Annotated in this window: 15 protein-coding genes; 8 read left to right on the forward strand and 7 right to left on the reverse strand. The window is 66.9% G+C overall.

Annotated features, from left to right (window positions below; all coding sequences use genetic code 11):
* Window positions 1-105: 105 nt before the first annotated feature.
* Window positions 106-747 carry a thiol:disulfide interchange protein TlpA gene (gene tlpA, locus ACNHKD_RS02430; protein WP_442755542.1) on the reverse strand — a complete coding sequence of 214 codons (642 nt, stop codon included), beginning with the start codon at window positions 745-747 and terminating at the stop codon, window positions 106-108.
* Between the two features lie 23 nt (window positions 748-770).
* Here tlpA and argH point away from each other — a divergent pair, with 23 nt between their 5' ends.
* Genes argH through ACNHKD_RS02450 form a run of 4 tightly spaced genes read left to right on the forward strand, consistent with a single transcriptional unit; the run spans window position 771 to window position 4,586 of the window.
* Complete coding sequence (gene argH, locus ACNHKD_RS02435; protein WP_442755543.1) at window positions 771-2,159, forward strand: argininosuccinate lyase; 1,389 nt, start codon at window positions 771-773, stop codon at window positions 2,157-2,159.
* Window positions 2,156-2,767: a thiamine phosphate synthase gene (locus ACNHKD_RS02440; protein ID WP_442755544.1), complete on the forward strand. Its 612-nt coding sequence runs from the start codon at window positions 2,156-2,158 to the stop codon at window positions 2,765-2,767. The genes argH and ACNHKD_RS02440 overlap by 4 nt, the downstream gene beginning before the upstream one ends.
* A complete protein-coding gene (locus tag ACNHKD_RS02445) occupies window positions 2,764-3,681 on the forward strand; it encodes a tetratricopeptide repeat protein (protein ID WP_442755545.1) in 918 nt (305 codons plus the stop codon). The genes ACNHKD_RS02440 and ACNHKD_RS02445 overlap by 4 nt, the downstream gene beginning before the upstream one ends.
* 5 nt (window positions 3,682-3,686) lie before the next feature.
* Window positions 3,687-4,586 (forward strand): alpha/beta hydrolase, encoded by a 900-nt coding sequence (locus ACNHKD_RS02450; RefSeq protein ID WP_442755546.1) that lies wholly within the window; start codon window positions 3,687-3,689, stop codon window positions 4,584-4,586.
* Between the two features lie 4 nt (window positions 4,587-4,590).
* Here ACNHKD_RS02450 and ACNHKD_RS02455 read toward each other — a convergent pair whose 3' ends face one another.
* From ACNHKD_RS02455 to ACNHKD_RS02465, 3 genes are all read right to left on the reverse strand, one after another.
* Complete coding sequence (locus ACNHKD_RS02455; protein WP_442755547.1) at window positions 4,591-5,298, reverse strand: DsbA family protein; 708 nt, start codon at window positions 5,296-5,298, stop codon at window positions 4,591-4,593.
* A 38-nt stretch (window positions 5,299-5,336) separates the two neighbouring features.
* Window positions 5,337-6,455 carry a M48 family metallopeptidase gene (locus ACNHKD_RS02460; RefSeq protein WP_442755548.1) on the reverse strand — a complete coding sequence of 373 codons (1,119 nt, stop codon included), beginning with the start codon at window positions 6,453-6,455 and terminating at the stop codon, window positions 5,337-5,339.
* A gap of 81 nt (window positions 6,456-6,536) precedes the next feature.
* Complete coding sequence (locus ACNHKD_RS02465) at window positions 6,537-7,097, reverse strand: LemA family protein (RefSeq protein ID WP_442755549.1); 561 nt, start codon at window positions 7,095-7,097, stop codon at window positions 6,537-6,539.
* A 174-nt stretch (window positions 7,098-7,271) separates the two neighbouring features.
* On the opposite strand from ACNHKD_RS02465, the gene def reads away from it, so the two are divergent.
* The 3 genes from def (at window position 7,272) to truA (ending at window position 9,756) form a co-directional block, all read left to right on the forward strand.
* Window positions 7,272-7,841, forward strand: coding sequence for a peptide deformylase (gene def, locus ACNHKD_RS02470; protein WP_442755550.1), 570 nt, complete (start codon window positions 7,272-7,274; stop codon window positions 7,839-7,841).
* Between the two features lie 4 nt (window positions 7,842-7,845).
* A complete protein-coding gene (gene fmt / locus ACNHKD_RS02475; RefSeq protein WP_442755551.1) occupies window positions 7,846-8,772 on the forward strand; it encodes a methionyl-tRNA formyltransferase in 927 nt (308 codons plus the stop codon).
* 246 nt (window positions 8,773-9,018) lie between these two features.
* Window positions 9,019-9,756, forward strand: a complete 738-nt coding sequence (truA, locus tag ACNHKD_RS02480; protein WP_442755552.1) for a tRNA pseudouridine(38-40) synthase TruA — start codon at window positions 9,019-9,021, stop codon at window positions 9,754-9,756.
* Here the strand turns inward: truA and ACNHKD_RS02485 are convergent.
* From ACNHKD_RS02485 to ACNHKD_RS02495, 3 genes are all read right to left on the reverse strand, one after another.
* Entirely contained in the window at window positions 9,750-9,983 is a 234-nt protein-coding gene (locus ACNHKD_RS02485) for a hypothetical protein (protein WP_442755553.1), read from the reverse strand. The genes truA and ACNHKD_RS02485 overlap by 7 nt on opposite strands.
* A 233-nt stretch (window positions 9,984-10,216) precedes the next feature.
* Complete coding sequence (locus ACNHKD_RS02490; protein ID WP_442755554.1) at window positions 10,217-10,960, reverse strand: molybdopterin-dependent oxidoreductase; 744 nt, start codon at window positions 10,958-10,960, stop codon at window positions 10,217-10,219.
* Window positions 10,961-11,572, reverse strand: a complete 612-nt coding sequence (locus ACNHKD_RS02495) for a cytochrome b/b6 domain-containing protein (RefSeq protein WP_442755555.1) — start codon at window positions 11,570-11,572, stop codon at window positions 10,961-10,963.
* A 118-nt stretch (window positions 11,573-11,690) separates the two neighbouring features.
* Here ACNHKD_RS02495 and ACNHKD_RS02500 point away from each other — a divergent pair, with 118 nt between their 5' ends.
* The gene (locus tag ACNHKD_RS02500) at window positions 11,691-12,701 is read left to right on the forward strand and encodes an SDR family NAD(P)-dependent oxidoreductase (protein WP_442755556.1); all 1,011 of its coding nucleotides are present in this window, start codon (window positions 11,691-11,693) and stop codon (window positions 12,699-12,701) included.
* The last annotated feature ends 211 nt before the right edge of the window (window positions 12,702-12,912 follow it).

Raw genomic sequence — 12,912 nt, forward strand, 5'->3', positions numbered from 1 at the left:
CGCCTTTTAATCTTCGCGCGCGTCGGCGGCCCGGCCCAATTTCTCAAACGCTTAGAGCGCGCTTCACGCGAAAACCGGTTCTGTTCCCGCCTTTCGCAACGCGCTCTATCGTCCCGCCGTCTCAACAGCCTTCGCGACCAGCGCCTTGGCGTCGGCGGAATGCCAGGCCGCCGGCCCGTTCATCAGTCCCACCTGACACCCCTCGGGGTCGATCAAAATGGTGACGGGCAGGCCCAGCGCCTTTCCGGCCTGTTTCAGCTCGTAGAAGATATTGGCTTTCGGGTCCGCATAGAGGGTGAGGGCCTTTATCCCCGTTTCCTCGAAAAACTTCTTCGGCCGCTCGGGGCGCGACGTGTCGATATTCACGGTCACGACCTGAAACCTGTCGGAGCCAAGTTCGCCTTGAAGCTTGTCGAGCTCCGGCATTTCCGCGCGGCAGGGCACGCACCATGTCGCCCAGACATTGAGCAGCACGGTCTTGCCCTTGAAGGCGGCGAGCGATACGGGCTTCCCTTCCGGGTCGTTGAAGGCGAAGTCCGCGAGCTTCTCCGGCTTTTTCGAGATGTTCATGGCCGCGACCTCGCCCTTGGCGATATCCTTCACGGCCTCGGCTGTTTTGGCCGCCCCGGCGCAGTCCTCCGCGCGCGCTTCCTTTACGCCTGGCGCGCCCGCGTATAGAAACCCGGCGCCGGCCGCTGCGAAAACGAAGGTCGCTAGGCGACGCGGGAGGGCGGCGGGCTTTTTCATCAGGCGCAGGCTCCGGGGTAAAAATGACGAGCAAGATATGGGGCGGTCGCTTCCAGAGCGCAACCGACGCGGTTCTGGAGGCCATTAACGTCTCCATCGATTTTGACAAGCGTCTCGGGCCCCAGGACATTCGCGGCTCGCTCGCCCATGTCGCGATGCTCGCCGAGCAGGGGATCGTCTCCCGGGAAGACGCGGCCAGGATCACCGATGGATTGACACGTATATCCGGCGAGATCGAGCGCGGCGAATTCACCTTCTCGCGCGCGCTGGAAGACATTCACATGAACGCCGAATCACGGCTTGCGGAGCTGATCGGCCCCACCGCCGGACGCCTGCACACGGCGCGCTCGCGCAATGATCAGGTGGCGACGGATTTCCGCCTGTATATACGCGACGATATCGACGCGCTGGACGCGCAGCTTGCGGATCTCCAGCTCGCGCTTGCCGAGCGGGCCATGGAAGAAGCCGGCAGCGTCATGCCAGGCTTCACCCATTTGCAGAGCGCCCAGCCCGTCACGCTCGGCCATCACCTCCTCGCCTATGTCGAGATGATTGGCCGCGATCGGGGGCGCTTGCGCGACGCCCGCGCGCGCCTCAACGAATGCCCGCTCGGCGCGGCGGCGCTTGCGGGCACGTCCTTCCCCATCGACCGCCGGATGACGGCGGCGGCGCTTGAGTTCGACCGGCCGACCGCGAATTCCCTGGACAGCGTGTCGGACCGCGACTTCGTTCTGGAGACGCTCGCGGCCGCCGCCATTTGCGCCACGCATCTGTCGCGCTTCGCGGAAGAAATCGTGCTGTGGACGACGCCCCAGTTCAATTTCATCTCGCTCTCGGACAAATTCACCACCGGCTCCTCCATCATGCCGCAGAAGCGCAATCCGGACGCCGCCGAGCTGGTGCGCGGCAAGTCGGGCCGCATCATCGGCGCGCTGCAGGCGCTGCTGATCGTCATGAAGGGCCTGCCGCTCGCCTATTCCAAGGACATGCAGGAAGATAAGGAAGGCGCCTTCGATTCGCTCGACTCGCTCTCCCTTTGCATCGCCGCCATGGCCGGCATGGTCCGCGACATGAAGGCGAACCGCGACCGCATGAAGGCGGCGGCGGGCGCGGGCTTCGCGACGGCGACCGACCTCGCCGACTGGCTGGTGCGCAAGTTGAACCTGCCCTTCCGCGACGCGCATCACGCCACCGGCCGCGTCGTAGCGCTCGCCGAGGGCAAGGGCGTCGGCCTCGAAGACCTTACGCTCGCCGATCTGCAAAGCGTAGATCCGCGTATATCCGAGGATGTCTTCGCCGTGCTCGGCGTCGAGAAGTCGGTCGAGAGCCGCGTGAGCTATGGCGGGACGGCGCCGGAGAATGTGCGCGCGCAGGCGCAAGGCTGGCTCGATCGTTTGAAGGAGCGGCAGTGAGCGAGGACGCCCCGCGCCTTTGTCTTGCGACCCCGCCGCTCGCGGACGGGCGCGAATTCCTGCCGGCGCTGGCCAGCGCGCTCTCCGCGGGCGACGTCGCCTCGCTCCTCATCCGCTTCGCGGGAGACGATCCGCGCAGGAACGAGGAGATCGTCCGCGCGCTCGCCCCCGTGGCTCAGGAGAAGGGCGTCGCCGTCCTCGTCGACGGCTCGCCCGCCGTGGCGCTGCGGGCCAAGGCTGACGGCGCGCATATAGAGGGCGCGGGCGACGAACTGACGGAAGCGGTCGAAAAGCTGTCGCCCGGATCTATCGTCGGCGCCGGGGGGCTGAAGCTGCGCGACGACGCCATGCGGGCGGGCGAGGCCGGGGCCGATTACGTGCTCTTCGATGACGCGGACCTGGAAGCTCTCGCGGAGCGTGTCGGCTGGTGGGCGGAACTCTTCAACACGCCCTGCATCGCCCGCGCGGCGCGCCTCGCCGAGGTGGCGCCGCTGGCCGGGGCGGGCGCGGATTTCGTGATGCTCGACGACGCCGTCTGGTCGGATGCGCGCGGCCCCGCCGCCGCGGTCGCGGAGGCGCTGAAACTTCTTCAGGGAGCGAAGACATGATGCGCCGTCTGGTTGCGCCTGTCCTTTTTCTCGGGCTCGCCGCGCCGGCTTTCGCGACGCCGGCGGACGTCGCGGCCTCCGCCCGCGATCTCGCCTACGGCGCCTATCAGCGCGGCGACTATCGCGCCGCCATGGCCGAGGCGAAGAAGCGCATCGACGCCAATCCGAAGGACGCCGCCGCGCTGACCCTCGTCGGCCGCCTTTATCTCGAAGGCGACGGCGTCAAGCGCGACATGAAGACGGCGATGGACTGGTTCCGCCGCGGCGCCGATGCGGGGAACGCCGAAGCCGCCTATCTTTACGGCGTCGCTTCGCTGGAAGGCATCGACATCCCGAAGGACCGCGCCAGGGCGCGGGCCTATCTCGAAAAGGCCGGCGCGCAGGAACATGCGGCGGCGCTGCATCTTCTCGGCGAGATGGCGCTGGAGAATGGGGGGAAAGAACCCGATTTCGCGAAGGCCATGGCCTTCTTCAAGCGCGCCTCGGCGGCCGGCGATCCCGACGCCGATTACGCGATCGGCGTGCTCTACAAGACCGGCAAGGGCGTCGAGAAGGACGAGCGGCAGGCGGCGGAATGGTTCAAGCGCGCCGCCGACGCCGGGCTTCCGCCGGCGATGGTCGAATACGCCATCATGCAGTTCAACGGCGTGGGCGTCGCGCGCGACAAGGCCGGCGCCGTCGAGATGCTGCGCAAGGCGGCGCTCCGGGGCAACGCCGTGGCGGAGAACCGGCTCGCCCATCTCTACGCGGAGGGGCTCGGGGTCGAGATCGATCTCAAAGCCGCGAAGGAGTGGCGCGACAAGGCGAAGGCGCAGGGGCTCAACGATCCCTCGCTCGACTTCCTGTCGAACGCGCCGGCGCCGCAAAAGCCCCCCGTCCCCAGCGAGCCCGCGCCGCAACCGGCGAGGAAATAGCGCCGGTGTCGGCACAGGCGCGCGCGCTTGCGCAATATCTGAAGGCCAATGTGAAGCCGCTGCTCGCCGCGGCGCGGAGCCCGGCGGAGGCGGCGGCCATCCTCGACCGTCGCCCGCCCGATTATCCTGACGCGGGCGGGCGCGCCGCGACATACGGCGGCGTCGAAGGCATATTGGTCGCGGCGTCGGGCGCGCCGAAAGCGGCGCTGCTTTATCTCCATGGCGGCGCCTATTTCGCCGGCGCCCCTCGTCTTTGCGGACCTGTGCTGCGCGCCTTTGCGGCGGCTGGCTTCGATGTCTTCGCGCCCGCTTACCGGCTCGCCCCCGCCCATCCCTTTCCCGCCGCGCTAGGCGACGCCCGCGCCGCTTATGGCGCGCTGCGCGACGCCGCGCGGACGCCGATTGTCGTCGCGGGGGATTCCGCCGGCGGCGGGCTGGCGCTGGCGGTTGCGGTCGCCGAGCGCGACGCGGGCGGCGCCCTGCCGCGCGCGGCGGTTCTGTTCTCGCCCTGGACCGATCTCGCCGCGACCGGCGCCTCGGCGCGCGAGAACGAGGAGAAGGACGCGCTCTTCACGCGCCTCATGTTGCGCGTCGGCGCGCGCGCCTATCTCGACGGCGCGAGCGCCAGGACGCCGCTCGCCTCGCCGCTTTACGCCAGTCTTGCGGGCCTGCCGCCGCTGCTCGTCCATGTCGGCGCGGACGAAATGCTGCGCGACGACTCCACGCGGCTCGTCCAGCGCGCACGAGAAGCGGGCGTCGAGGCGGAATTGGCGCTTTGGCCCGACGTTCCGCATGGCTGGCAGATGATGGATACGCTCCCCGAAGCCGAAGAGTCGCGCGAGGCGGCGATCGCTTTCCTTGCGCGCAAGCTCGCCGCGGCGCCGGGGATGAAAGCGTCGGACTGAGTCTTCATTTCTTTCCGTCGCAAACCGGCTGGTCGCATCTGCGCGCATTGGCGACGACGGCGCGCAGGGACTTCGCGCCCGGCCAGCCGAGAATCGCCACGCCCGCGATAATGAATGACGGCGTCATGACGAGGCCGAGCGATTCCGCGAGACGCGTTTGACGGACGACGACGTCGCCGACCGTTTCGCTGTCGGCCGACTCCTCTATCCTGGCGGCGTCAAGGCCCATCCCGCGCACGACCGCGAGCGCGGTCCGCCCGTTCGCGCCTCCGCGCGCCTCATACATTTTCAGGTGGAAGTCATAGGCCTTCGCCGGGCCGTAGAGGCGCAGGACAGACTGCTGGACTTTCGCCGCCTGCACCGATCCGAGGGACAGGATCGCATCGTTGACAAGGCCCAGCCGCAGGCTTGGATCGCCTGCGGCGATCGCCGCGATCTCGCGGGCGGCCTTGCGACAGTAAACGCAATTATAGTCGAAGAACTCGTAAAGCACGACGTCGCCGTCGCGCCTTCCCGCCCAGACCACGCCCGGGAGGGTCGCCGGGTCGAGTTCGGAAGGGATGCGGAAATTGCGCATCGGCTCGCCGGACTCGCCGCGCAGCGCAAAGGCGGAATCGTCCTCCGCGCGCAGCGGCGACGATGCGAGAAAGGGCAGCGCGGCGAGCCCGCCCAGCGCCGCGCGGCGGGTCGGGAGACGGAGGTCGTTCGTCACGGTTCGTTCCGATTTTGGAGAGACGGAAAGGCGCCGCGTCACCCCCATGGACCCGGCTTTGGCGGATCGAGGGGGCTGCGATCGTCTTCCGGCAGGAAATGCGTCTCTGGCTCGCCCGGCGGTTCGATCGTCTCCGGCCTTTCGCCGCCCAACGGCGCCTCCACGGCCTCCACATCCCGCCCGCCCGCAAATTCGATCAGCGCCCGAACGCGCTCGTCGACCGTCGGGTGCGTCGCGAACCAGCCGGATTCCTGAACCCGCGCGGGGCTCTCGATGAAGAAGGCGTGCATGCGCGAGGGCATGTCGGGCATGACGGAATGCGCCTCGATCTTGCGCAGGGCGGAGATCATGGCGTCGGGATTCTTGGTCAGCTCCACGGAGCCGGCGTCGGCGAGATATTCGCGCGAGCGCGACAGCGCGAAGCGGATCAGCACCGAGGCGCCCCAGCTCAGCGCGATGATGAGCAGCGCGACGAGGATGGCGAGGCCCGCGCCATTCTCGCGCCGGTTGTCCTCGCGGCTCGACGGCCGATGCGGCGAGAAGCCGAAGGGAAAATTCCAGCGCCTGATGGTCAGGTCCGCCACGAAGGCGAAGATGCCGGCGAAAATGACGGCGATCACCATGAGCTGCACGTCGCGATTGCGGATATGGGTCAGTTCGTGGGCGAGCACCGCCTCGATCTCGGGGTCGGTCAGTTCGACCAGCAGGCCGCTCGTGACGGCGATCCTGTATTGCCCCTCTTTCAGTCCCGAGGCGTAGGCGTTGAGGGCGTCGCTCTCGACGACCTGCAGGGCCGGGATCGGAACGCCGCGCGAGATGCACAGATTTTCGAGCAGATTGTAGAGCCGCGGCGACTCCGCGCGGGAGATGGCGCGCGCGCCGGTCGCGAAGTCGATCATCTTCTGATGGAAGAGATAGGCGATGGCGAACCAGATCCCCGCCGCGGCGACGCCGATCGGCCAGCCGCGTTGGAGATCCACCCAGGCCCGCGCCGCGATCCAGTCGAAAGGCGCGCCCGGCGGCGCGTCGACGGCCTCGACGATCAGGGCGAAGGAGAACATCAGCGCCAGCAGCAGCGCGACGAAGCCCGCGAGCAGGAAGGCCGAGCGCAGCCGGTTGGCGCGGATATGGCTGTAGAGGCCGTAGGCTTTGAACATGGGCGCGTATCATCCGCTTCGTGCGCGCCCAAAGGCGCGCGGTCCGGGCGCGGGAGCGCGAGCCTTCAGGCTCGCCAGGGGCTAAAACTGCACCTTCGGCGGCGCTTCAACGGCCTTCTGCTCGGCCTCGCCCAGCTCGAAATATTCGACGGGCTGGAAGCCGAAGCGGTCGGCGAGGAGGAAGCCGGGAAAACCCTCGCGCATCGCGTTGTATTCGGCGACGGTGTTGTTGAGGAAGCGCCGGGCTGCGGAAATCTTGTTCTCTATGTCCGAGAGCTCCGCCTGGAGCTGCTGGAAATTCTGGTTCGCCTTCAGGTCCGGATAGGCCTCGGAGAGGGCGATGAGGCGGGAGAGGGCGCCGGTCAGGGCGTTTTCCGCCGCGCCCTGCGCGTTCGGCCCCGAGGCGGCGACGGCGGCGTTGCGCGCCTTGATGACGTCTTCGAGCGTCGTCTTCTCATGGGTTGCGTAGCCCTTCACGGTCTCCACCAGATTGGGGATGAGGTCGTGGCGCTGCTTGAGCTGAACATTAATGTCCGAGAAAGCCTGTCTTGCGCGCTGCCGCAGACTGACGAGCCCGTTATAGATCCCGACGAGCCAGAAGCCGATGACGGCCGCGAGCCCCAAAAAGACGAGAAGCGCCATGCCAGATCCCTCCCTTGGCCCGTCGCGGCGCCCCGCCGGCCGGGCTTGACCATGTTAGCCGCCCGTCCGCATTAGGCAAAGGCGGCTCCATTTGACGTTGAAGCCGGTCGCGCCTATCTCTTGAGGCAATGCTCGACGGCCGCGCATGCGCGGCGGAACCGACAAGAAACAGCAATGGCTCTTCTGCCGATCATCACCCTTCCCGATCCGCGGCTGCGCAAGGTCTCCGAGCCCGTGGCGCGGATCGACGCCGAGATTCACAGGCTTCTCGACGACATGCTGGAGACCATGTACGAGGCTCCCGGCATCGGGCTCGCCGCCATTCAGGTGGCGGTGCCGAAGCGCATCGTCGTCGTCGATATCGGCAAGACCGAGGAGGAGCGCAATCCGCTCTTTCTCATCAATCCGGCGATCGTCTGGGCCTCGGAGGAATTGTCTTCCTATAATGAAGGCTGCCTCTCGGTGCCGGATTATTTTGACGACGTGAAGCGCCCCGCAAAAGTTCGCGTGCGGCATCTCGACCGCAAGGGCGAGACGATTGAGTTCGACGCCGAAGGCCTGCTCGCAACGGTCGTGCAGCACGAGTTGGAGCATCTCGAGGGCGGGCTCTTCATCGATAATCTGTCGCGACTGAAACGCGAACGCGTCGTGAAGAAATTCGCAAAGGCCGCGCGTTTCGACGAGATCGCCGCGCAGCGCCGCGGCGAGGCCGCCGCCCGCGAAGCGGAAAAAGCCGAGGCCTGACGATTTGCGCTTGATTTTCATGGGCACGCCGGACTTTGCGACGGCGCTGCTGGACGAGCTTTGTGCGCGCGGCCATGAGATCGCCGCCGTCTATTCCCAGCCGCCGCGTCCCGCCGGGCGCGGCATGTCCGAAAAGAAGTCCAGCGTCCATCAATTCGGCGAGAGCAGGGGGCTCCTCGTGCGCACGCCCAAAAGCCTGCGCGGCGCGCAGGAGCAGGAGGCCTTCCGGGCGGTGAACGCCGACGTCGCGGTGGTCGCCGCCTATGGGCTCCTCCTGCCGCAGCCGATCCTCGACGCGCCGAAACATGGCTGCCTCAACCTCCATGGCTCGCTGCTGCCGCGCTGGCGCGGCGCGGCGCCGATCCAGCGCGCCATCATGGCGGGCGACAAGGAGAGCGGCGTCGAGGTGATGAAGATGGACGCCGGGCTCGACACCGGCCCGGTGGCGCTCTCCGCCCGCACCCCCATCGGGCCGGACATGACGGCCGGCGAGCTGCATGACAGGCTGGCCGAACTGGGCGCGCCGCTGATGGCCGACGCGCTCGATCTGCTGGCGAAAGGCGAATTGCATTTCACGCCCCAGAGCGAGGAAGGCGCCTGCTACGCCGCCAAGATCGACAAGGCCGAGGCGCGCATCGACTGGCGCCGTCCCGCGCAGGCGCTGCACGACCATGTGCGCGGCTTGGCACCCTTTCCCGGCGCATTTTTCGAGGGCGATCTCGGCCATGGCGCCGAGCGCGTGAAAGTGTTGCGCGCGAAGGTGGAAAGCGGCAGGGGCGCGCCGGGGACGGTCCTCGACGATATGGGCCTCATCGCCTGCGGCGAGGGCGCGCTGCGGCTTCTCCGCGTCCAGCGCGCCGGCAAGGGCGAAATGGGGATCGAGGAGTTTCTGCGCGGGCGCAAGCTCGCCAAAGGCGCCGTGCTGGGATGAGGGCGGGCGGTCAGATTGCGGCGCCGCTAATGCTGCGGCGCCCCCCACCCCTGCCCCTCCCCGCCACTCCGTGGGGGGAGGGAAGATGCCGCGCCGTTGGGGATAACCGGGAAACAACAGAAGGGGCCTTGGGCGTGAGCCGCCTCCCTCCCCCCACGGAGTGGCGGGGAGGGATTAAGGGTGGGGGGCGGCGCCTGTTCCCCGACGTCGCCAAGCGGGTCGCTCCTCTTGCAGTCGCACCCTGACATGCCCCGCTACGCCCTCACCATCGAATATGACGGCGGCCCCTTCGTCGGCTGGCAGCGGCAGGCCAACGGCATGTCGGTCCAGCAGCGGCTGGAGGAGGCCGTTCTCGCCATCAACGGCGAACGCGCCGTCATCCACGGCGCCGGGCGCACCGATGCGGGCGTGCATGCGCTGGGGCAGGTCGCCCATGTCGATCTCGTCCGTGAATGGCGCGTCGACCGGCTGCGCGACGCGCTCAACGCGCATCTGAAGCCCGCCCCGGTCGCGATCGTCGGCGCCCGCGCCGTCGCGCCGGACTTCGAGGCGCGCTTCTCGGCGATCCGCCGGCATTATCGCTATGTGATCGACAATCGCCGCGCGCCGCTCACCGTGACGCTCGGCCGCGCCTGGCATGTCAAGCGCCCGCTCGACGCGGAGGCGATGCACGAAGCGGCGCAGCGACTTGTCGGCCGGCATGATTTCACGACCTTTCGCGCCTCCGAATGTCAGGCCAATTCGCCGATCCGCACGCTGGAAAGGCTGGATGTCCGCCGCGAGGGCGACCGCATCGAAATCGTGACCTGCGCCCGCTCCTTCCTTCACAATCAGGTCCGCTCCATGGCTGGTTCTCTGGAGCATGTCGGAACCGGCAAATGGACGGCCGACGATCTCGCGCGAGCCCTCGCGGCAAGAGACCGTGCGCGGTGCGGGCAGGTGGCGCCGCCGCACGGCCTCTATCTGATCGCCGTCGACTACTGAGTCACGGGCGCCGGCGCGCCGGCCCCGCTCGTCTCGGGCTTCGCGGCGTCGTCCCTGGGCGTTTCCTGCTTGTCGATTCTGTGCGCCGATTGATTGTCGGTCTTCTTGGCGGCGGTCTTGTGGGCGGTGGGCGACTTCTCTTTCGCAAGCGCGCCGTGGATGGGAAGAATGCTGGCCGAAAGCACAGCGGCGAGGATGCCGTTTACGCAGCTTCGATTCTGAATCATGAAATCCCCTCTTCATGGTCGGAGCGCTAACGGGAAAAACCGGTTCCCGCTCTTTTCGTCGCGCTCTCATCGAAGCCCCCCGCGCCGATTCGTCATCGACGGCCCGAAGCCATGAGGCCAAAGGACCAAGGAGATGATTGGCCACGCGCTTGGCGAGGCTGCGATGTTTTCGTGGCGCGACAGTCACGATCAAGGCGGCTCCGCCGCAAAGATGAACGGGATTTTGGCGATCTCTAAGATCCGCTGAACCAGTTGTAGCCCTTGTCCTCCCAGTAGCCGCCGGGATTGTCGTTGGTGACAAAAATCTCGGCGACGTGCTTGGGGTTCTTGAAACCCAGCTTGGTCGGAATCCGAATTTTCACGGGGAAGCCATATTTCGTTTCGCGCGTCGGAAAGTCGAGCGCGAGCAGCGTCTGCGGATGCAGCGCCGTCGGCATGTCGACGCTCGTCGAATAATTGTCCGCGCAACGAAAGCCGACAAAGCGCGCGGTCGTGTCGGCGCCGACGCGTTCGAGAAAAGTCCTGAAGGGAACGCCGCCCCATTTGCCGATGGCGCTCCAGCCTTCAACGCAGACATGGCGCGTGATCTGCGAAACCTGCGGCAGCGCGCGCAGCTCGCTCAGTCGCCATGGCGCCTTGTTCTCGACGAGGCCCGAGATCCGAAGGCGATAGCCGCCGCCGTCGATGACGGGTGCGAGCTTTTCTTCGTAAAAAGCATTGAAAGGGAAGGGCGCCGTTAGATCCGATTCCGTGTAGGTCGGCGCGAGCTTGCGGGGATCGAACAAGGCCGCCTGCACGCGATCGTTGAAGCGCGACATGGCGAAGAGCAGACGGTCGACCGCGTCGTCGTCCTTCAGCGTGCAGCCCGAGAGCATGGTGAGCGCGCCGAAGGAGAGGCTCTGCCGCAGAAAGAGCCGCCGCTCGATGCGACGAAGCTGCGGGCGGAAATCGGCAAGGGAGATTTTGCGCTTGCTCATTCAAGCCTTCTCCCGCCCGCCCGTCACCATGGCCTCGAGCGCCTCCCTGGCGGAGAGCGCCATCGCGACATGCGCGACGATGAAGACGACCAGCGCCGTCATCGCAAAGAAATGCACGCGGCGCGCCGCTTCGAACCCGCCCATGAGCGCGGTGATTTCCTGCATCTGAACGGGCTTCCAGATCGCGACGCCCGACAATATGGCGAGGGCGATCGCGAGGAGCGCGAAAAGATACGCCGCCCGCTGCGCGGCGTTGTAACGGCCCGGCGCATGCGCCGCGCGGCCCGAGACGGCGAGGCGCAAGTCGCGCCAGACGAGGCCCGGCCACAGCGGCAGCATTCGGCGCCGGAAATGGCCGGTCAGGAACCCGTAGAGGAGATAAGCGAGGAAATTGATCCCCAGCAGCCACATGGCCGCGAAGTGCCAGGCCAGCGCTCCCGCAAGCCAGCCGCCGAGCGTAAAGCCCGCCGGGAATTCGAAGCCGAAAAGCGGCGCGGCGTTGTAGATGCGCCAGCCGGAAAGGATCATCAGGATCACGGCGAGGGCGTTGATCCAGTGCGCGATCCGCAGGAAAAGCGGTTGGACGGCGGGCTTTCCCGCTTCGGCGTTCATGTCCTCGCTCCGCATCTCGACTGGAATCTATCCCAAGGGCGGCCGCGTTGACAGCCCTGCGCCGATTGCCCAAGACGGCCCGGGCGACCCGGCCCGTCCGCTAAAGCTAAGGCGACCCATGCGCGTTTTCATCACCGGCACGGCCGGATTCATCGGATTTCATCTTGCGCGCCGGCTTCTCGCGGAGGGGCATATGGTCGACGGCTTCGACGGCATGACGCCCTATTACGATCCGCGCCTGAAGGAAGCGCGGCGGGAGATCCTGCAGGCGCATGACGGCTATCGCGACACCCTCGCCATGCTCGAGGACATGCAGGCCCTGACCGAAGCCGCCGAGCAAAGCGCGCCCGACGTCATCGTCCATCTCGCCGCACAGGCGGGCGTGCGCTACAGCCTCGAAAATCCGCGCGCCTATGTGGAGGCGAATCTCGTCGGGACCTTCAACGTCATGGAGATCGCGCGCACGCTCAGGCCGCGCCATCTCCTCATCGCCTCGACGAGTTCCGTCTATGGCGCGAACCCGACCGTGCCGTTTCGCGAAACCGACCGCACCGACCACCCGCTGACGCTCTACGCCGCGAGCAAGAAGGCGGGCGAGGCCATGGCGCATTCTTACGCGCATCTGTGGTCGATCCCGACGACCATGTTCCGCTTCTTCACGGTCTATGGGCCATGGGGCCGGCCCGACATGGCGCCGCTGAAGTTCCTTGACGCGATCGAAGCCGGGCGCGCGATCGACATCTATAATCACGGGAACATGCTGCGCGACTTCACTTATATCGACGACCTCGTCGAAGGGATCGCCCGGCTGATGGACTGCGTCCCGCAGCGCGACAGCGGCGACGAGTCGGTCTCGCCCCAGGCCCCCTATCGCATCGTGAATATCGGCCGCGGCGCTCCCGTGCCGCTGCTCGACTTCATCGACGCGCTGGAGGCGGCGGTCGGCAAGAAGGCGAAGCGCAACTATCTCGACATGCAGAAGGGCGACGTCCCGCGCACCTTCGCCTCGGCCGATCTTCTGGAGCGGCTCACCGGCTACCGGCCGCAGACCTCGGTCGAGGAGGGGGTGAAGGCGCTGGTTGAGTGGTATCGGGAGTATCGGGCGAAGAACGGGCCGTTGCAGCTTTAAGACTCGTTCTTCTCACAAAATGGCTTCGATCCCTTTGCGATCCGCAAGCGAGAGGAGTTTGAGGGAAGGACCGCTCGGGCGCACTTCGCCGCGCTCACACTTGGACGAGAACCTTGGTTACGTTCAACGCCAGTGCGAAGGAGCTTGGCTCATATGCGATTTCTCGCGGATGCGTTTGATCGCTTGGGTTGCAGAGGCTTTGCGGCCCTTG

Origin of the sequence: Methylocystis sp. JAN1, from assembly GCF_052186135.1 — a bacterium.
In the GTDB taxonomy this organism is placed as follows: domain Bacteria; phylum Pseudomonadota; class Alphaproteobacteria; order Rhizobiales; family Beijerinckiaceae; genus Methylocystis.